The organism is Pediococcus ethanolidurans, from assembly GCF_001437405.1.
Lineage (GTDB): Bacteria > Bacillota > Bacilli > Lactobacillales > Lactobacillaceae > Pediococcus > Pediococcus ethanolidurans.
Window position 1 is genome coordinate 22,741 of sequence record NZ_JQBY01000011.1, and the last position, 19,947, is coordinate 42,687.

Below are 19,947 nucleotides of genomic sequence, written 5' to 3' on the forward strand. Positions count from 1 at the left end.
GAGATGGCAACTTTACCATTAGACTGCCTGTAGAATTTTAGTGCTAAATTTGGTAAAATAATTCGTGTTACGGTGATTTTTCATAATGCATTTTTATTTTCAAAATTATCTACTGAACATAACTAATTGATTTAAAAAAAGGGAGTTTATAAAATGTGTGGATTTGTGGGGTATCTTAACCAAAATGACGTCAATACTGATGTCATTAAATCAATGGCGGACCGAATTAAACATCGTGGTCCAGATGATGAAGCCTACTTTCAAGATGAAGGAGCCTCTTTAGGGTTCAGACGTCTTTCAATTATTGATTTGGCACATGGTAAGCAACCAATGCTAAACTCAACTAAAACGAAGGTTTTAACCTTTAATGGTGAAATTTATAATTATCAAGAAATTCGCGAAGAATTAAAAAAATTAGGTTACAAATTTCAAACAGACGTGGATTCGGAAGTTTTAATTCATGGTTATGATGCTTGGGGTGCAGATCTCTTACAGAAGTTGCGAGGTATGTACGCATTTGTAATTTATGATACCCAGAAAAAAGAAGTCTTTGGTGCTCGTGATCACTTTGGCATTAAACCACTTTATTATTATGACGATGGTGACTCATTCCTGTGGGGATCTGAAATTAAGGCATTTTTAGAGCATCCTAATTTTCATAAGAAATTCAATGAACGGCTATTACCAATTCATTTAAGTTTTGAGTTTATTCCTTCAAAAGAAACCATGTTTAAAAATGTTTATAAACTTTTACCTGGTACCTATTTCTTGCATAAAGATGGTAAAACGGAAACCCATACGTATTTCAAATTCAACTACGACCATATTGACGAATCACAAACAATTGATGAAGATGCTAAAAAGATTCGTGGAATTGTTAAAGATTCCGTTAAAGCACACATGATAGCTGATGTTGAAGTGGGAAGTTTCTTGTCAAGTGGTATTGATTCAAGCTATGTTTTGGCAGAAGCAGCTAAACTCAAACCAATTCAATCGTTTTCTCTTGGCTTTAATGACTCCAAATACAGTGAATTAAGTTATTCTACCGAGTTTGCTAAAGAAATTCATCAACAAAACACGCCATTAACAATGGACGGCGATGATTATTTTGATATCTTGCCAACGATCATGTATTACATGGATGAACCACTTTCTAATCCTTCAGCAATGCAACTTTATTACCTTTCCAAAGGAACCAGAGAACATGTTAAGGTTGCTTTATCTGGTGAAGGGGCTGATGAGTTCTTTGGAGGCTATAATACTTATTTGGAAGCCTTTCCTTTTGAACGTTATCAAAAGTGGGTTCCTCAGTTTGTTCGAACTGGTTTAGCACGACTAGTTCAAAATTTGCCTAGATTTCATGGCAAACGTTTCTTAGTCAGAGGTGCGCAGCCATTAAGTGAGCGCTATTATCGTGTTAACTATGTTTTCAATAAGCATGAACGTGACGAAATCTTACGTGATCCAAGTATAAACGTGGATTCTGGTGCTTACACAAAACATATCTTTGATGAAGTTAAAGGCAAAGATGAAATGACACAAATGCAATACTTTGATATCAATACTTGGTTACCTTTTGATATCTTGCATAAGGCTGATCGAATGAGTATGTGTAACTCGTTAGAAGTACGAACACCATTGGTTGATAAAGAAGTGGCTAAATTCGCGGCAACTATGCCAATCAAAACACGAATTCATAAAGATGAAACCAAAATTTCTTTGAGAACTGCTGCCGAAAGTGAACTTCCGGAACGAGTAGCTAAGAAAGAAAAAATGGGCTTTCCATCCCCAATCGCTAGTTGGATTAAAGAGGATAAATATCGTAAACGCATTGAGACGGCATTTAATTCAGATGTTGCTAAACGTTTCTTTAAACCGGAAGCTTTGATGCATATCTTGCATGAACATATAAACGGAAAGTCAAGTATGCAAAAGATCTTTACAATTTATACATTTATTCTGTGGTATGAAGTTTATTTTCCAGAAAATACTACAGCCACAACAAGTAAGTTAGTTCATCGCACACAAGTTTAATATTTTGGAGATGGAAAATATGGCACTCGAGATTGCCGAAATTACCATGATTTTGAAAGAACATCATCTGCTAAAACAGGTAGTAAATAATGTTAAAGGCGATCATCAAACAATTACGGGAGTTAAATATGACTCACGTCACACAGTTGCCAACGATCTTTTCTTCTGTAAGGGTAATTTTAAACCAGCTTATCTAAAAGTTGCACAGACTAATGGTGCAACGGTCTATATTGCAGAACAGCAATTTGAAGAAGTTCCTAAGATGTGTGGCATCGTAGTGACAAATGTTTCAAAAGCAATGGCTTTGATTGGTGCTGCTTTTTATGATTATCCTCAAAACGACTTATTTATCATTGCTTTTACTGGCACTAAGGGAAAAACAACGTCCGCATATTTTACGCACCATATTTTAAAATCAATTTCTGGAAATAAGGCAGCACTATTTTCAACTATTGATCGTATTACTGGTTCAAAACCAGACCAAGAGTTTAAATCTGATTTAACTACGCCAGAATCTCTGAATTTGTTTCACGATATGCGTGAAGCAGTTAACAATGGGATGCATTCACTTGTTATGGAAGTATCTTCTCAAGCCTATTTACGAAATCGTGTATATGGCTTACATTATGATGTAGGGATATTTTTAAATATCACCCCAGATCATATTGGTCGGAACGAACATCCAACTTTTGAAAACTATTTGCATTGCAAAATGCAATTATTGGTTAACTCAGATGTTTGTGTTATCAACGCACAAACGGCTCATCTTGAAGAAATATATCAAGCAGCTAAAGCAACAACAGATCCTCAAAAAATTTATTTATTTAAACAGGCGAATGCTAAAATTAATTTAGCGGTTCCAATTGACGTTGTTTATTACAATGATCGTGATGATTTGCGTTTGACTGAAATAGAAGTTAAAGAGGTTAGTCCAAAAGCTAAGGCGTTACATATTGACGGGCTATATGATTTAAGTATGCCGGGAGATTATAACCAAAGTAATGCAACTAGTGCTCTGATTGCCGCGGGATTAGCCGGTGCAACCTATGAACAAACACACGACTTATTAACGAAAATAAAAGTTCCTGGTCGAATGGAATCAATTGTTTCGAAACATCACGGTGTTATTTACGTTGACTATGCGCATAATTATGCCAGCATGAATGCCTTACTTAGTTTTTTGCGAAGTCAGTATCCAAATGGTCGTTTGATTGTAGTTGTAGGAAGTCCCGGTGATAAAGGAATTTCTCGGCGAAAAGGATTTGGTGAAGCATTGACGGCACATGCGGATATCGCAATTTTGACAACCGATGATCCAGGTTTCGAAGATCCTAATGCGATTATAGAAGTGATTGATAGTTATATTGATCATAAAAAAGTGCAGGTTAAAAAAATTGTTGATCGTTATTCAGCGATTAAGCAGGCAATTACAATTAGTCGTCCAGAGGATGTTGTGATCTTAGCGGCTAAGGGGGAGGATCCCTATCAGAAAGTTAGGGGTGTTAATACGCCATGGCCAACTGATATGAAGGTTGCTAAAGAAGTTTTGAAAGGATTGGCGTAATGGAAAACTCAAAAAATGATTATATTCCTGTGTTATTAGGTAGTGATTTTAATGCTTATGGAATGGCCCGTTCATTTTACAAAATGACCGGAAAAAAAGTTAAAGCATTTGCTGAAAAAGAATTAGCACCGACGCGATTTACAAAAATTGTAGATTTGGAACTAATTCCTGGTTTTTCAGAAGATCCAGTTTTTTTCGAAACAATGAAAAAGATTGCTAAACGCTATGAAAATCGTTCTGAAAAAGTTATTTTACTTGGAATGGGCGATGGCTATGCGGAATTAATCTCAAAGCATAAAGATGAACTTGCCAAGACTTTTATCTGCCCTTATGTGGATTATACGCTATTAAGGAAACTCAATAACAAAGAGCGTTTCTATGAAATTTGTGATAAGTTCGATTTGCCTTATCCGAAGACACGAATTATTACCAAAGCAGAGTATGAGAGTTCTGATAAAATTGAAGAACCATTTGGTTATCCAGTTGCTTTAAAGCCTGCCAATAGCGTTGAATGGCTTGATATTCATTTTGAAGGACGAAAAAAAGCATTTCGCATTCAATCGCGTGCGGAATTTGATGAAATTGTCGGGAAAATTTATGATAATGGCTATACTTCGGATTTAATTTTGCAGGATTTTGTTCCGGGCGATGATAGTAATATGCGTGTCCTTAATGCATATGTGGATCAGTATCATCATGTTAAGATGATGTGCTTGGGACATCCATTACTAGAAGATGTTGCTCCAGCGGCAATTGGTAACTATGTTGCTATTTTGCCAGAGTATAATTCAACCATTTATAAAACAATTCAAGATTTTCTAGAAAAAATTAATTTTACAGGTTATGCAAACTTTGATTTGAAATATGATTCACGTGATCAAACGTTTAAATTGTTCGAAATTAATTTACGTCAAGGACGCAGTAGTTTCTTTGTCACTTTGAATGGTTATAATTTAGCTCAGTGGGTTGTCAAAGATTATGTAAGTGAAGATTTAAAAAACAAACCAACTGTTTATGCTAATCGATCAGAAGACACGCATCAGTTATGGTTAGGTGTTCCGATCAAAGTATTTAAAAAATATGCACGTAACAATCGTGATAAATTAACTGCATTACAACTAATCAAACAAAAACGATATGGGATGACTGCTTTTGATAAAAAAGATATGAATCTCAAAAGATTTGCGTTGTTAACCTGGATGAATCATAATTATGTTAAAAACTTCGATCGTTATTTTGAAGAGAATAAGGGATGAGTTAAATGAAGGATTTCTTTACAATTATTGGTGGTATGGGGACACCGGCAACGGAAAGTTATTTACGTTTATTAAATAAACGAACCCCTGCTCATCAGGATCAAGATTATTTCAATTATGTTTTAGTAAATCATGCAACGGTTCCGGATCGTTCGACTTATTTAATGGACCATACGCAACCTAGTCCATTACCGGATTTGTTGGAAGATATTAAACAACAAAGCCAACTAAACCCTAGTTTCTTTGTAATTGCATGTAATACGGCACATTATTTTTATGATGAATTACAAGCGGTGACGACGGTACCGATTGTGCATATGCCACGCGAGACAGTTAAATACATCAAGGAAAAATATCCTAATGTTAAAAAGGTCGGGGTTATTGGGACTAAGGGAACAACTACTGATGGCATTTATGATCGTGAACTGATTAAGCAAAATTTAGAGGTTATCAAGCCAACTGATCAAATTCAAAAGTTGACAACCAAATTGATTTTTGAAGATATTAAGAACCAAAATTACGTTGATGGTGAACTTTTTCATGAAATTGTTAAACAAATGGTACAAAAACAAGGTGCGGAAGTTGTGATTTTAGGCTGCACAGAATTGTCTTATGCCCAGGAATTAGCTCCTGAACTAGAGATACCAATTGCTGATTCTCAATCGATATTGGTTGATAAATCGATCGAATTAGCAACCAAATTAAGAAAAAATAATTAATTTTAAGTAAGTAGGTAAGTGGCGGATAAGTAGTTGTGCAGGCAAAAATCAGTCATGACAAAAATTGGGCATTATGCTATACTTACTTTTGTGTTTGCGGGCATAGTTTAGTGGTAAAATTCAAGCTTCCCAAGCTTGCGTCGCGGGTCCGATTCCCGTTGCCCGCTTTTTCGTAAGAGAGTAGTACCTAAGTCTTTTTCTTTTAGCGAGTTCGGAATGGTGAAAGCCGAATAGAAAATATTAGCGAACGTGCTTTTATGGTTAAAACTAAAAAATTGAGTGGATTTTAAAAATCAATTAGAGTGGTACCGCGGGTTAACTCGTCTCTTACAATGTTTATTTGTAAGAGACTTTTTTTGAATTTACAAATGGAGGAACTAAAAATGGATTATAAGAAACAAATTGCACAAAGTATTGTCAAAGCTTTGGATGATAAGTTAGAAGAACAGGCTGTTTATGAAAAAATTGAAGTACCTAAAACCGTAAATTTAGGTGACTATGCTTTTCCAATATTTATCTTAGCTAAAACCTTACACAAGGCACCACAAATGATCGCAAAGGATTTGGTTGATCAGATCAATCAAACTAATTATGAAAAAGTTGAAGCGGCAGGACCATACGTTAATTTCTTCTTAGATAAAAATACGTTTAGTGATGAAGTTTTACAAACTGTTTTAACGCAAAATAGTCATTATGGTGACGCTACAGTTGGAAATAATGGAAAAGTTCCTATTGATATGTCTTCACCTAATATTGCGAAACCCATTTCAATGGGCCATTTACGCTCAACAGTGATTGGAAATTCTTTGGCTAATTTGCTTACAAAAACTGGTTATCAACCAGTCAAAATTAATCATTTGGGTGATTGGGGTACTCAATTTGGAAAGTTGATTGAAGCTTACAAACTTTGGGGAAGCGAAGAAGAAGTCAAAGCAGATCCCATTAATAAATTACTTGAATATTATGTTCGTTTTCATAAAGAAGATAAAGATCACCCAGAACTGGATGATGAAGCGCGCAAATGGTTTAAAAAACTTGAAGACGGTGATGACGAGGCTATTCAGCTTTGGCAGTGGTTCCGTTCGGTTTCTTTACAATCTTTCAAACGTATCTATGATAAATTAGGTATTACCTTCGATTCATACAAGGGTGAAGCCTTTTATAATGATAAGATGGATGAAGTTGTTCAAATTCTTGAAGATAAAAAATTATTAAAAGAAAGTCAGGGTGCAGAAATTGTTGATCTTGATAAATATAATTTAAATCCTGCACTGATTAAAAAAACGGATGGAGCAACACTTTATATTACGCGTGACTTGGCGGCTGCTATTTACCGTAAACGTACTTATGATTTTGTTCAATCATTGTATGTGGTTGGCGCAGAACAGATTAATCATTTTAAGCAACTCAAAGCAGTACTGAAAGAAATGGGTTTTGATTGGTCGGATGATATTCATCATATTCCATTTGGATTGATTACTTTAAATGGTAAAAAGCTATCTACTCGTTCTGGGCGAGTTGTCTTATTAGATAAAGTTTTAGATGATGCCATTGATTTGGCCAAGCAACAAATTCAGTCTAAGAATCCTGATTTAAAAAATGCTGATCAAGTTGCTCATGAAGTCGGTGTTGGTGCTGTCATTTTTCATGATTTAAAAAATGAACGCATGAATTCGTTTGATTTTGATTTGAATGAAGTTGTTCGGTTTGAAGGTGAAACAGGTCCGTATGTTCAATACACACGTGCACGTGCTGAAAGTATTTTAAGAAAAGCAGATCACAAAGTAACAGTTGCTGATCTGAAGTTATCGGATCCAAATGCTTGGGAAACTTTGAAATTCTTACAAGCATTTCCAGAAACTGTTTTGCGAGCAGTTAGAGAATATGAACCATCAATTATTGCGAAATATGCACTTCATCTTGCAAAATCATTTAATCAGTACTATGCAAATTCTAAAGTGTTAGTGAAAGATGATCAGTTGAACAGCCGTTTGGCACTTGTTCAAAGTGTCAGCATTGTGTTGGAAATTGCATTAAATCTTTTAGGAGTACAAGCACCATCAGAAATGTAAATTCAATAAGCATGGGAAATTTTTTCTCATGCTTTTAATATAGATAAAATGTGAAATATTTCGCATTTTGAAATACGAAATCAAGAAGCAGGCAAAGTTTAGACCTGATACAATATAATTGTTGAGGTATTAATTGAGCCGAATCATAGTTTGAGGAGGAAATAACCATGGAAATTAAAGGCTTCGGTGTTGAAGAATGGCTAAATGAAAATGAAAAAGCGGCTCAATTTGATATTTCACAAAGTACAATTAGTTCACTAACTTTGGGGGAATTACTTAACTTTGATGGTCAAGATTCAACAGAAGCATTCACAAAATATTTAAATACAAAATTAAATTATGGTTGGATTGAAGGTTCACCTGAATTTAAGCAGTTAGTCGCACAGTTGTATAAACGCGTCAACAGTAAAAATATTTTGCAAACAAATGGCGCAACCGGTGGTAACTTTTTAACATTGTTTAGTTTGTTAAATCCGGGGGATCACATAATTTCTTTGTATCCAAGTTATCAGCAACTTTACGATTTGCCTAAATCATTAGGTGTAAAGGTGGATGAATGGGATCTTGAAGAAGATTTAAACTGGCAACCAAGTCTTGATCAACTGCAGCGTCTGATCACGCCAAAAACAAAAATGATCTGTCTAAATAATGCACAAAATCCCACAGGCAGCCTCCTCGGCAAGCCGTTATTAGAACAGGTCGTTAAATTGGCAAGAAAAGTGGATGCGTATATATTAGCGGATGAAGTCTATCAGCCAGTTGATAAAATCGATCAGTTTCCCAACATCGCCGATTTATATGAAAAAGGAATTTCTGTGAACAGTCTTTCTAAAACCTATTCTGTTCCTGGGCTACGTATTGGTTGGATTGCAACTCAATCAGAAAAGCTTGCTGATACATTCAGAAAATATCGAGATTATACCATGATTTCAGGTGGCGTCATTAACGATACTTTAGCATGTATAACTTTACGAAACCGTAAGGCGATTTTACAACGTAACGGAAAATTAGTGAAAAATAATCATGAAATTTTAAAGCGGTGGGTTGCTTCACAGCCTAAAGTGGAAATTATCATGCCAGAACAGGTTTCAACAGCTTGTATTAAACTCAATATTAAAATGAGTGATGAGGATTTTTGTGAACAGTTGTTAAAGAAAACAGGTGTGTTGCTTGTTCCTGGCTCAAGATTCGATATGCCGGGTCATGCTAGGGTTGGTTATTGTACAGATACTAAGACTTTAGAGATGGGACTTCAAAAATTAGCCGATTTTCTTAAAAAGTGTGCTTAAGATAAAACAATAAGCTTATTTGAGAATAATACTTGGTTTTTATACTTGTTTCTGGGATAATGGGAACATTATAATTTTCTTGAAAAGAGGCTAACTTTATGATTAACCCCAAGCAACAAAAGAAATATGAACATTATTTGTCTCATGTCCCTGGCTGTCATGTTTTGGAAAATTCTGAATATAAGAATGTTATGAAAAATCTTCGTTATAAAAAAGTCGCCAAGGGACAAAATCTCATTGATCAGCATGATGATCGAAATTATACCTTTATGTTAAAAAAAGGATTTCTGAAAATTAAATCGTTTGATGCCGATGAAGAGTCGTCTTATATTAGTTTTCTTAGTCCCAATAGACTTTTTCCTTTAAGGGGCACATTTGTGGACAGCCTTTATTGTTATACGGTTACGGCGTTGACAAATGCTGAGGTGCTTTATATTCCAACCAAAGTGTTTGAAGATTTATTACAAAGTAACCATAAATTTTCATTAATTATTATTAGAAAAATGCAAGAAGTTATGTCGGAAAATGAAATTTTTATTCAAAAAACAGTTACTTCGTCTGCCAGAACACGCGTTATTCAGGTATTATACAATCTAAATGATAAGCACGGAGTTGATTTAGAGGTTGGCAGAAAAATTCCCTTTCCATTGCCAATTAAAGAAATTGCTTCAATTGCCGGAACAACTCGTGAAACTGCTGGTCAAGTAATTCATGACTTGATTGCACAAGATGTTCTTAAGTATTCGCGTAAATACTTTTTCTTTCCGTCCAGTGAATCTGATTAAGGACAGACTGTTATGCGTTTTTAAATTTTGCTATACTTGAGAGAGTCAATACGGAAGTGAAGTGCGATTATGAAAAAAAGTGAACGTCAAAATATTATTAAGGATCTTATTGTCAATCAATTAGTCACTAAACAAGATGATTTAATGACTTTGTTAAAGGCCCGTGATGTTGTGGCAACACAAGCAACCATTTCCCGTGATATGCGTGAAATGCACATTGTTAAGGGTGCTGATCATGAGGGAAATCAACGGTACATGATTTTTGAGACTAATGATGAGGATCCAACAGAAATCCTTTTTAAAACTTTTAAGCAAACGGCACAAAAGATTGATCAAATTCAATTTGTTAATATTGTAAAAACAACGCCAAATGATGGAAATCGACTGGCTGCCGTTTTTGATGACACTGAAATGACTGAAATTGTTGGCACCATAGCCGGGTTTGATACGATTGTCGTTTTTAGTCCTAACGAAACATTAGCAACGCAATTGCATCAAAAATTAAGTAAGTATCTATCTACAGAAGGCTAAAGTTAATAAGGACAGAGTGAGACATCGAATTTTAAGTGATGATTATCTAACTTAAAAGATTGATGTCTTACTCTGTTTTTGTTGTCTTGAAAACAAAAGAATGATTTTTAAGGGTCTTTTAAGTCGTGGTCAGAATTTCAAAAGGCTTCTTAAACTGTGATACAATACAGCTAACATTCAATTTCAAACGGAGACTTTTATGAAAACTAATAATTTCTTTTCTTCGGTTATGAAGATAATTAAACAAATTGGTCATTTTCTAGCACCATACTGGCATCAAGCTAGTAGATTTTTTGGACGTTACTGGCGAAGATTTCAGTTAACACGTTGGTTGATTATCCTCTTTTTAAGTTTCTTTCTTGTGATGAGTGCCTATTTAACCTACCAAGCCAAAACGGCTAATGTTGGTGATTTGAAAAGTGCACTCGAAAAACCAACTACCGTTTATGATGCTAAAAATAATAAGGCAGGATCGCTCTATTCTCAAAAAGGAACCTGGGTCAGTTTAAATAAAATCTCGATAAATGTGCAAAATGCGGTTATTTCTACAGAAGATCGAGGATTTTATAAAGAGTACGGTTTCTCAGTCAAGGGAATTGGAAGAGCAGCGCTGCTATATGGCATGAACAAAGTTTTAGGTCGTGACTATATTAGTGGTGGCGGTAGTACATTGACCCAACAATTAGTTAAAAATGCCTTCTTGTCGCAACAACAAACCTTTACACGAAAGGCAAAAGAGTTATTTTTATCAATTGAAGTAGAGAATGTGTATACAAAATCAGAAATTCTGGCAATGTATTTAAACAATGCTTATTTTGGTAATGGTATATGGGGCGTACAAGATGCTTCTAAGCGGTATTTTGGAGTTTCTGCAAGTCAATTGACAGTACCACAAGCGGCCGTCTTGGCAGGTATGTTGACTTCACCAAGTGCTTATAACCCAGTGGATCATCCAGCCGCATCAAAGCAACGGCGCAATGTGGTACTAGGTTTAATGGCTGAAAACAAAAAATTGACCACAGCACAAGCAAAAACATATCAAAAAACAACTTTAATCACTAGCAACGCTTATGCAGATACGAGTGATTATAAATATCCTTATTACTTTGATGCTGTAATTAACGAAGCAATTAGTCGCTATGGGCTAACTGAGTCTGATATTATGAATCGCGGCTATAAAATTTATACGTATTTAAATCAAAGTGATCAGACCAGTATGCAAAACAAGTTCAAAAATTCCAGTTATTTCCCTTCAAACGCTTCTGATGGGACGAAAGTGCAGGCGGCTTCAATAGCGATTAATCCCAAGACAGGTGGGGTTGCTGCCGTTGTTGGTGGCCGAGGCAAACATGTTTTTAGAGGATTTAACCGTGCCACACAAATGAAGCGACAACCGGGATCGACGCTCAAACCAATTGCGGTTTATGCACCGGCATTGTCCAGTGGCTATTCTTATGATTCAACGGTAACCGATAAATTACAGTCATATGGAACAAATAAGTATCGTCCCGAAAATTACAATAATCAGTACGTCGGCTCTTTACCAATGTATCAGGCATTAGCTGAAAGTCGCAATGCACCGGCAGTATGGTTACTCAATAAAATTGGAGTTGCAAAAGGTTATGCATCGGTACAAAAATTTGGTTTAAATGTCGATAAAAGTGACAAGAATTTGGCACTCGCCTTAGGTGGATTGACCACTGGAATTTCACCTTATCAATTGGCCAGTGCCTATACAGCTTTTGCTAATGAAGGAGAACTAGCGCAAACTGGATTTATTCGAAAAATAGTTGATTCATCCGGTAAAACAATTGTAAATAATACGACGCAAACTAAGCGTGTGATTTCCAAAAAGGTAGCTAAAGAAATGACCAGTATGATGATTGGGGTCTATAGTGATTCATATGGTACTGGCGTAAACGCTAAACCAGCTGGTTATACAATTGCCGGTAAGACAGGAAGTACCGAGTTAGATGGTTCTTCAAGTAGTGACGCCACAACTGATGAGTGGATGATTGGGTATACGCCAGACATGGTAGTGGCAACTTGGGAAGGCTTTGATGACACGACCAAGACAAATCATTTGGAGAATCTAAGTGGTGTTGGATTGAGTTCTCTGTTCAAGTCGGAAATGGAAGGTATTTTACCTAATACGGCTGGCACTAGTTTTAATACAAGTAATGCTTCCAGTTTGGCAACGGCTGAAAGTTCCAGCTCCGGGTCGGGTATCTGGAATAGTATTCAAAATGGAACGTCTAGTGCGGAAAAGAGTTTTTCAAAGGGAACAGAATCATTTAAACAAAAAGCTAGTGAATGGGTAGATAAAGCCAAAAGTTTTCTTGGTGGGAACTAAAGTTCATTAATGCAGGTATCAAAACAAGTTTGGTATGATACAATATCAGTATAATAAAAGGCGTAAACATCTAGGAGGAAGACAATGGCTGTTAATATTTACGATACTGCAAACGAAATGGAAGAAGAGCTTCGTCAAACAACTGAGTATACTAATTTGGTTGCAGCATATGCTGAAATGAAAAAAGATCCTAAAGCATATGATCTTTTTAAAGATTTTCAAGAAGTTCAAGTTAGTTTACAGCAGAAACAAATGAACGGTGAAGATCTAACTGATGATGAGATGAAGCATGCGCGTGAAATTGCTAGTGAAGTTGGCAATGTTGATGTGATTAAAACTTTGATGGATAAAGAACGTAGTTTAAATCAGTTATTAAATGACATTAATCAAATTATCACTAAACCAATACAAGAATTGTATCAAGATTAAGATTGAACACATTTTATATGGCGTAGTTTAATACAAACAGGGTTAGACAAATGATGACGATTTGTTCTGACCCTTTTTTATGAATCAAGGGGTATTTTTTATGAAATTTATTCATGCAGCAGATATTCATTTGGACAGTCCGTTTAAAGGGTTGCGCAAAGCACCAGATCAAATTTGGAATCTGATCCATGATTCAACTTACCATGCGTTTGCTAATATGGTATCCACCGCAATCAATGAGAACGTTGATTTTGTTTTAATTGTTGGTGATTTATTTGATCAGGTTCAACACAGTATTCGGGCAGATTTGTTTGTTAATGATCAGTTTGAAAGATTGAATCAACAGCAAATTCCGGTTTATTTAAGTTATGGTAATCATGATTATTTGAATGAAAATACCGAAATTATTGATTATCCAAAAAATGTTCACGTGTTTCCAAAGCAACCTCAAGAAGAATACCTAACTTTAAAAGATGGTACAACCGTTACGATTGTTGGCTTTAGTTATGATAAACAGGCAGTTAAAGAAGATGTTGTGGGTGGTTTTCCATCTAGAAGTCAAACCGATTTTGAAATTGGTACCGTTCATGGTAGTTTGGACACCCTTAATGCTCCTGAAGCAAACTATGCGCCCTTCTCAAAAGGTGAACTATTAGCGTTACATTATGATTATTGGGCACTTGGACATATTCATAAACGTCAGATTTTGAATGAAGATCCAGCCATTATCTACCCTGGTAACTTACAGGGACGACATAAAAATGAACCGGGTGCAAAGGGTTTTTACTTAGTTTCAAGCGAAGGCCAAAAGCTTAATCCTGAATTTATTGCAGCTTCAGTGGTTGACTGGCAAACGGTAATAATTGATGCCGAAGCAAAAGATTCGTTTGATAATATTGTTAAAAAGATTTTGAACGCAATTGAAAACCTATTTGATAAGAAGCCTACTTTTGTTGATGTCAAAATCAAAAATGCGCAAGACTTAGGGAACTCGATTTTAATACGAATTAAAGATGACAGTTTATTAGAAGTTGTTCAACAAAAACTACTCAAAAGCAGTTCGTCTTGGGTTTATGAAATTGCCCCCGTACCGACACATGAAATTTCTAATTTAAGTGCATTGGATAGCGAATTTTGGGAGCAGAGTCGTAAAAAAGTTTTTACTGCAGAAAATATAGATAAAACAGCGGGAAAGTTGTTGAACTATAAATTCATTACGGAAGCACTGGATGATGAATCTCAGGATACGCAACTTCAAGAATTAGCGGAAACTTTACTACTTGAAAATGGTGGTCGTGAGGAGCAAAACGATGAAGATATTAAAGATTAATGTATATGGATTTGGTAAATGGCAGGATCAACAATTTGATCTGACCTCTGGTTTAACCGTTTTTTCGGGACCTAATGAAGCTGGAAAATCTACTTTACGTCAGTTTATTTTAAGTGTTTTATTTGGGTTTCGAACTAAAAGAGGTGCTGACCGTTATTTAAGGTATGAACCCAAAAATGGTTCAAAATACGGTGGTGAACTTTTAATTGAAGCTCAGGGTCAACAGTATTTAATAACGCGAGTAAAAGGAAAAAGTGGAGGAAAATTAACTGTTACAAACGTTAAAGCGCAGGCAGTGTTACCTAATGAAACCTTAGAAAACTTATTAGGGCCAGTTGATGAGACTCTTTTTAACGAAATGTTTAGTTTTAGTCAAACTGAACTAGCTGAAGTTCGTCAGTTAAATCGAGATGAATTTAGGAAAAGAGTTTTAAAAATTGGTGCAGTTGGAAGTGATCAGTGGATTGGTCTTCAAAGCTCCTTTGAAAAGAGTGCTGATAAGATTTATGCCCCCAAAGGAAGAGTCCGTCCTTTAAATAAATTATTAAAGAAGTACGAAACTCTTAGCGAGGAAATTCAAACAGCTGCCAAAGAGACAGCGGAATATAAAAGTCAGTTAGCCTCTGTTAATGAAAATCGAACTAAACTAATTCAACTGCAGAAAGAAATCAGCGAAAGAAATGCGCAATTAGATAAGTTAAAACACGATTTATCTGGTTGGGAAGCTTATCAACGCTATTTAGAAATTTCTTCTAAATTGGATGTGAAGTTTTCAAAAATGCCATCAGATTCAATCGAAACGATTGAGCATCTGCATCAACAACTTGAAGAAACTAGGCAAGTAATTAAAAATTTACAAGAAAAAATTAATAATTTAGAACAAGAAAAACAAGAAAATCCGCGAATCTTATTTTATAGGAGTCATCAACAGCAACTCAAAGAGATTCAGCAAAATTTAACGAGTATTCAAAATACTTCAACACAAACTAGCCGTTTGAAAAAAGCACAGTCTGAAATTGACGAGGAAAAAGCTCAAATTCAGCTTCAAATAGGTACCAAGGAAGGAGTTCCTGAACCTTTTGATAACACTGAATTTATGAACCTTCAAGCTGATTTAAAACAAAAGAATGAAAAGGATCATTTAAAGCAAACTATCCAGGCACAAATTGTTGAGTTACAAAATAAATTATTGCAGACCAATAACAGTGGGGAAGGACAATTCGCCGGAAAACCTAAAAGTATATTTTTAGTAATAAGTATACTAGTCATTATTGTACCTTGGTTAGTTAACCTTTCTTTGGGTATAAAACTGGGATTATTAGTTTTAGGTTTGTTAGGAGTTGTTGGCAGCCACTTTTTGTTTGCTAATAAGAAACAAGCTTCGAATGCTGATTTAAATGAACAACTGGAAAGTTTAAAAAAACAACTACAAGAAATCATGGCGCAATTAAATGATTTGAATAACCAAATCACTGAAATTGGAGGGGAAAAGGGTCTTGAACAAAGTGACCCGCAAACATGGCCAGCCATGCAAAATGATTTAACACGTTTTAAACAATTAACACAATCAGAGCAAACAAATGAATCTCAAATTAAAAAAAATCAACAAACAATTTCAGAATTCACTAAAAAAATTAGATTATTAGCAGATTGGGTCGTTTTAACGGGTACGATTGATCAACAAATAGAAAATATTGATACTTACTTTAAAGAAATTACTAATGATCAACAAGAATTTCAAAAAACAAAACAAGACTTGCAGTATTATCAAGATCGGTTGAATCAATTGAAACTTGAAAATAAAAAAAATCAGGATTTAGAAACCAACCAATTACAAAAGTTATCTTTAACAGATTGGCATTCTTTTGTAACTGCCAAAGACTTGCAACTTGAACAAAATCATCTTGAGACTCAATGTGCACAGTTGAAACAACAACTTGGAGAAGTAACCCTGACTGATCTACAAAAATTTAATACTCAAGAAGAGATTCAGAAGCAACTGAATGCGCAAGAAGAACTTTTAAGTCAGTTAAGAGCTGAACAAGAAAAATTAGTTGAACAAAAAACAGTTTTAGGTACACAGATGCAACAATTGGCAAACGATGAAACGTATGCTAATTTACAACAGCAAAAGGCCAATTTGGAAGCGGAAATTTTAGCTCAAACTCGTAATTGGTTAACCGAAAAACTTGCTGCTCAGTGGATTGATGAAACATTATCGGTGGCTAGTCAGGGACGCCTACCTAGAATTATGGCGAACGCAGAACAATATTTTTCTTTGTTAACTAATAAACGTTACAATAAGATTAGTTTCGATGACGAAACAATTGTTGTATTTGATGCAAACCATCAGAATTATGAAGTGGGAGAGCTGTCTCAAGGAACCGCCGAGCAGTTATACGTGTCAATTCGATTAGCATTTGTCAAAGTTATGGCAGATTTAATTGATTTACCTATTATTATTGATGATGGATTTGTGAATTTTGATTCAGTTCGAAAACAAAATGTGATGACACTTCTCGACCAAATTAGTGAACAGCATCAAGTTATTTACTTTACCGCGGATGATGAAAGTGATAATTCAAATACAGGAGCTCAAATAATTCGTCTAAATTGATAAGGAGCATTTAAAAATGGATAATAGAAAACTTTTTGACTTTGCGGTTGATGAAACCTTAAACATTTTTGTTTTGATCAAAAGTGCAGAGGTTCGGGTAGCAAAGAATGGTAAAGACTTTTTGGCTATGGTGTTTGAAGATCGTTCTGGTGATATTGGTGGGAAATTCTGGGACGCCAATACACAAGATATTCAAAACTTTGAGGCTGGTAAGGTTATTTTCCTAAATGGTAAACGCGAAAATTATAAGGGAACTCCTCAGATTAAAATCTTAGGGATGAGACTGGCTACCAAAACTGAGCCCAATAATCCGAGCTTGTACACAAAAAAAGCACCGATGACGGTAGCAGATATGAAAGAAGAAATCAGTAAACTTCTTTTTGATATTACTAATCCTAATTGGAATCGCGTGGTTCGCTTTTTGCTTCAGAAATATGATCAACAATTTTATACCTACCCAGCGGCGAAAACGAATCACCATGCTTTTCAAGGTGGATTGGCTTTTCACACGCTTTCTATTTTAAGATTGGCAAAGAATGTAAGTGATCAATATCCGCAAGTAGATCGTTCGTTATTATATGCGGGAGCTATACTACATGATCTTGGCAAAACAATTGAATTATCAGGACCTGTTTCGACAACGTACACTGTTGAAGGAAATTTACTGGGCCATATTGTAATTATGGATGGTGAGATTGTTAAGGCCTGCCAAGAACTCAAAATAAGTGATAGTAGTGAAGATATTTTGTTACTGCGGCACATGATCGTTTCTCACCATGGCTTAAAAGAATATGGTTCACCAATCGAACCATTGCTTTTAGAAGCGGTGGTCCTGCATGCCTTAGATGATCTGGATGCCTCTATTCAAATGGTTACAGGAGCATTAAGTCATACGAAAGATGGTACTTTTTCGGAACGTATTTTTGGAATGGATGGTCGTAACTTCTATAAACGAATTGGCCATCAAACGGAATAAAGAGATAATAAAAAAGCTCGTTGCTTTCAAAAATGAAAGCAGCGGGCTTTTTATAATGAAATGAAACTAATTAGATGAAGAACTTGAGCTTGAAAGATAATCCGAAAGAACATTCTTCAAGTCGCTATCCTTAATTGAAACGTTACCTTTTTTAAGAACCTTAGCAACAACGCTCTTTAACTTAGAACTGCTGCTCATATCAGCTGCCCAGATACGTTCTTTAAGAGCTTTAGTATGATCACTCATCTTGCCCTTAGAAGGCTTGTTGAGCATCTTAATAACCTGATAACCATAAGTAGTCTTAACAGGAGTTGTTGTGTACTTACCCTCGTCAAGGGCAAAGGCAGCTTTAGTAAAGCTTGAATCTAAAGTTGTGTTTGTATCGTCAAATGCTGAAAGCTTTCCACCTTTGTTCTTAGTAGAACTATCTGTAGAATACTGTTTAGCTAACTTAGTAAAGCTTTCGCCCTTTTTAAGCTTTTTGATGACCGTTTCTGCAGTTGATTTCTTTGAAACAAGAATTTGAGCAACCGTAACCTTTGGTTGATAAGTCTTCCATTCTTTCTTCAAATCAGCCGTTGTGATCGTATCATTATCCTTTACGGCTTCCTTCAAAAGCAAGTTAGAACGAATTTCTTCTTTAAAGCTAGAAGTTGTCATTCCGTTTTGTGTTAATACACTCTTGAATTGACTACCATATTGGGTCTTGTAAGCATTGTACTGCTTAGTTACCGTCTTGCTAGAGACCTTACTACCGTAATCCTTTTCAAGGACTTTATTCAGGATCATTTGCTGAAGGACTTGTTTACCACTCGAAGTTGACTTCAAGCTACTGTAATAAGCACTTTCAGTAATTTTTCCACCCTTTGTTGTTGCAACGGTTTTGTTACCGCAGGCAGCTAAAGTCACTGCCATGAAAACGCTGGCTAATGCAATTAACCATTTCTTCATCCATAAACACATCCTAACTTAATTGTTTGAAAAAACTTCAATTCCCATCATAACATACAAACAGTTCGTTTTATAAGTCTGTATGAATCTTTAATAAAAATTCAAACTATATTCACGAATCGTTATTTGTTAGTTTTTTCATTGCCAACTGAATCTAGTTGATTATTAATATCTTGGGTTAGTTGTTCAATGCGGTCAAGCCGTGGTTGTAATTTATATTGAAAATGATCCACATCTTTTTGGATGGCATTTAGGGTAGGCTGACTGTCACTAATTGTTTGTTGTAAATTTTCAGTACTTTTTTTAAGGTTGGCAGTGGCACGACTAAACTGACGAATGCTTTCTATGGTTTCTTTAAAACTTTGTTGAATACTAGTTAAAAGGTTAGGGTGTGACAAAACATATTTACCACTATGATATCCAAGGATGGATAGAAAGGTAAGTTTAAGTAAACGATGTTTATTTTTTTTTGCCATTTTTTACGCTCCTAAATTAGCTTTGATTTCGTTTTGAATTTCACCAAGTTGTGCTTGTGAATAAGAATCTGTGTGATCACCAAAAATCATTTTAAAATCATCGGTTTCTGAATAACGGGGAATCAAATGAAAATGAGAATGAAAAACTGATTGATAAGCTACTGAACCATTATTATTGACAATATTCATGCCAATAATTTTGGGATTACTAGCTTTAATAGCCTGAGCAATCATTGGAATTTTTGCAAATGTTTTAGCTGCCAGCTCTGAATCATATGCAAAAATATCCTTTACATGTGTCTTAGGAACGATCAGTGTGTGTCCGGGTGTAGCTTGAGAAAGGTCTAAAAAAGCTTTAATGTTCTCGTCCTCATATATTGTGTAACTTGGAATCTCGCCATCAATAATTTTACAAAAAACACAAGATGCATCACGTTTGTTGGTCATATTCATTACCTCTTTTTCTTAATTAGCTTCATTATACCAATATTTAAGGGGAAGCCCAAAAGAACCTTGCTCATGAAATCTGTGAAAACAAGGAGTTCATGATATAATCAATTCAAAT

General features: G+C 35.3%; 16 protein-coding genes and 1 tRNA gene. 14 read left to right on the forward strand and 3 right to left on the reverse strand.

The window, feature by feature from the left end:
- Positions 1–153: 153 nt before the first annotated feature.
- The 14 genes from asnB (at position 154) to IV87_RS06015 (ending at position 17,955) form a co-directional block, all read left to right on the forward strand.
- Positions 154–2,034 carry an asparagine synthase (glutamine-hydrolyzing) gene (asnB, locus tag IV87_RS05950; RefSeq protein WP_057806371.1) on the forward strand — a complete coding sequence of 627 codons (1,881 nt, stop codon included), beginning with the start codon at positions 154–156 and terminating at the stop codon, positions 2,032–2,034.
- A gap of 19 nt (positions 2,035–2,053) precedes the next feature.
- Entirely contained in the window at positions 2,054–3,598 is a 1,545-nt protein-coding gene (locus IV87_RS05955; RefSeq protein WP_057806373.1) for a UDP-N-acetylmuramoyl-L-alanyl-D-glutamate--2,6-diaminopimelate ligase, read from the forward strand.
- Entirely contained in the window at positions 3,598–4,854 is a 1,257-nt protein-coding gene (locus IV87_RS05960) for a carboxylate--amine ligase (RefSeq protein WP_057806375.1), read from the forward strand. Before IV87_RS05955 ends, IV87_RS05960 begins: the two co-directional genes overlap by 1 nt.
- A 5-nt stretch (positions 4,855–4,859) precedes the next feature.
- Entirely contained in the window at positions 4,860–5,573 is a 714-nt protein-coding gene (locus IV87_RS05965) for an aspartate/glutamate racemase family protein (protein WP_057806377.1), read from the forward strand.
- Between the two features lie 96 nt (positions 5,574–5,669).
- Positions 5,670–5,740, forward strand: a tRNA-Gly gene (locus IV87_RS05970).
- A 216-nt stretch (positions 5,741–5,956) separates the two neighbouring features.
- On the forward strand, positions 5,957–7,645 hold the full coding sequence (argS, locus tag IV87_RS05975; protein WP_057806379.1) for an arginine--tRNA ligase: 1,689 nt from the start codon (positions 5,957–5,959) through the stop codon (positions 7,643–7,645).
- Between the two features lie 167 nt (positions 7,646–7,812).
- Complete coding sequence (locus IV87_RS05980) at positions 7,813–8,934, forward strand: aminotransferase (RefSeq protein ID WP_057806381.1); 1,122 nt, start codon at positions 7,813–7,815, stop codon at positions 8,932–8,934.
- A 98-nt stretch (positions 8,935–9,032) separates the two neighbouring features.
- A complete protein-coding gene (locus IV87_RS05985; RefSeq protein ID WP_057806383.1) occupies positions 9,033–9,719 on the forward strand; it encodes a Crp/Fnr family transcriptional regulator in 687 nt (228 codons plus the stop codon).
- Positions 9,720–9,788: 69 nt separating this feature from the next.
- A complete protein-coding gene (locus tag IV87_RS05990) occupies positions 9,789–10,250 on the forward strand; it encodes an arginine repressor (RefSeq protein WP_057806385.1) in 462 nt (153 codons plus the stop codon).
- A 199-nt stretch (positions 10,251–10,449) separates the two neighbouring features.
- Positions 10,450–12,603, forward strand: a complete 2,154-nt coding sequence (locus IV87_RS05995) for a PBP1A family penicillin-binding protein (protein WP_057806387.1) — start codon at positions 10,450–10,452, stop codon at positions 12,601–12,603.
- Positions 12,604–12,687: 84 nt separating this feature from the next.
- Positions 12,688–13,032: a YlbF/YmcA family competence regulator gene (locus IV87_RS06000; protein ID WP_057806389.1), complete on the forward strand. Its 345-nt coding sequence runs from the start codon at positions 12,688–12,690 to the stop codon at positions 13,030–13,032.
- 100 nt (positions 13,033–13,132) lie between these two features.
- Positions 13,133–14,362: a metallophosphoesterase family protein gene (locus tag IV87_RS06005; RefSeq protein WP_057806390.1), complete on the forward strand. Its 1,230-nt coding sequence runs from the start codon at positions 13,133–13,135 to the stop codon at positions 14,360–14,362.
- Positions 14,343–16,979: an ATP-binding protein gene (locus tag IV87_RS06010; RefSeq protein ID WP_057806393.1), complete on the forward strand. Its 2,637-nt coding sequence runs from the start codon at positions 14,343–14,345 to the stop codon at positions 16,977–16,979. The genes IV87_RS06005 and IV87_RS06010 overlap by 20 nt, the downstream gene beginning before the upstream one ends.
- Positions 16,980–16,995: 16 nt before the next feature.
- Positions 16,996–17,955, forward strand: coding sequence for a 3'-5' exoribonuclease YhaM family protein (locus tag IV87_RS06015; RefSeq protein WP_057806394.1), 960 nt, complete (start codon positions 16,996–16,998; stop codon positions 17,953–17,955).
- Between the two features lie 66 nt (positions 17,956–18,021).
- Here IV87_RS06015 and IV87_RS06020 read toward each other — a convergent pair whose 3' ends face one another.
- The 3 genes from IV87_RS06020 to IV87_RS06030 form a co-directional block, all read right to left on the reverse strand.
- The gene (locus tag IV87_RS06020) at positions 18,022–18,906 is read right to left on the reverse strand and encodes a peptidylprolyl isomerase PrsA (RefSeq protein ID WP_057806396.1); all 885 of its coding nucleotides are present in this window, start codon (positions 18,904–18,906) and stop codon (positions 18,022–18,024) included.
- Positions 18,907–19,028: 122 nt separating this feature from the next.
- Complete coding sequence (locus IV87_RS06025) at positions 19,029–19,382, reverse strand: hypothetical protein (protein ID WP_057806398.1); 354 nt, start codon at positions 19,380–19,382, stop codon at positions 19,029–19,031.
- A 3-nt stretch (positions 19,383–19,385) separates the two neighbouring features.
- A complete protein-coding gene (locus IV87_RS06030; RefSeq protein WP_057806400.1) occupies positions 19,386–19,829 on the reverse strand; it encodes an HIT family protein in 444 nt (147 codons plus the stop codon).
- Between the last annotated feature and the right edge of the window lie 118 nt (positions 19,830–19,947).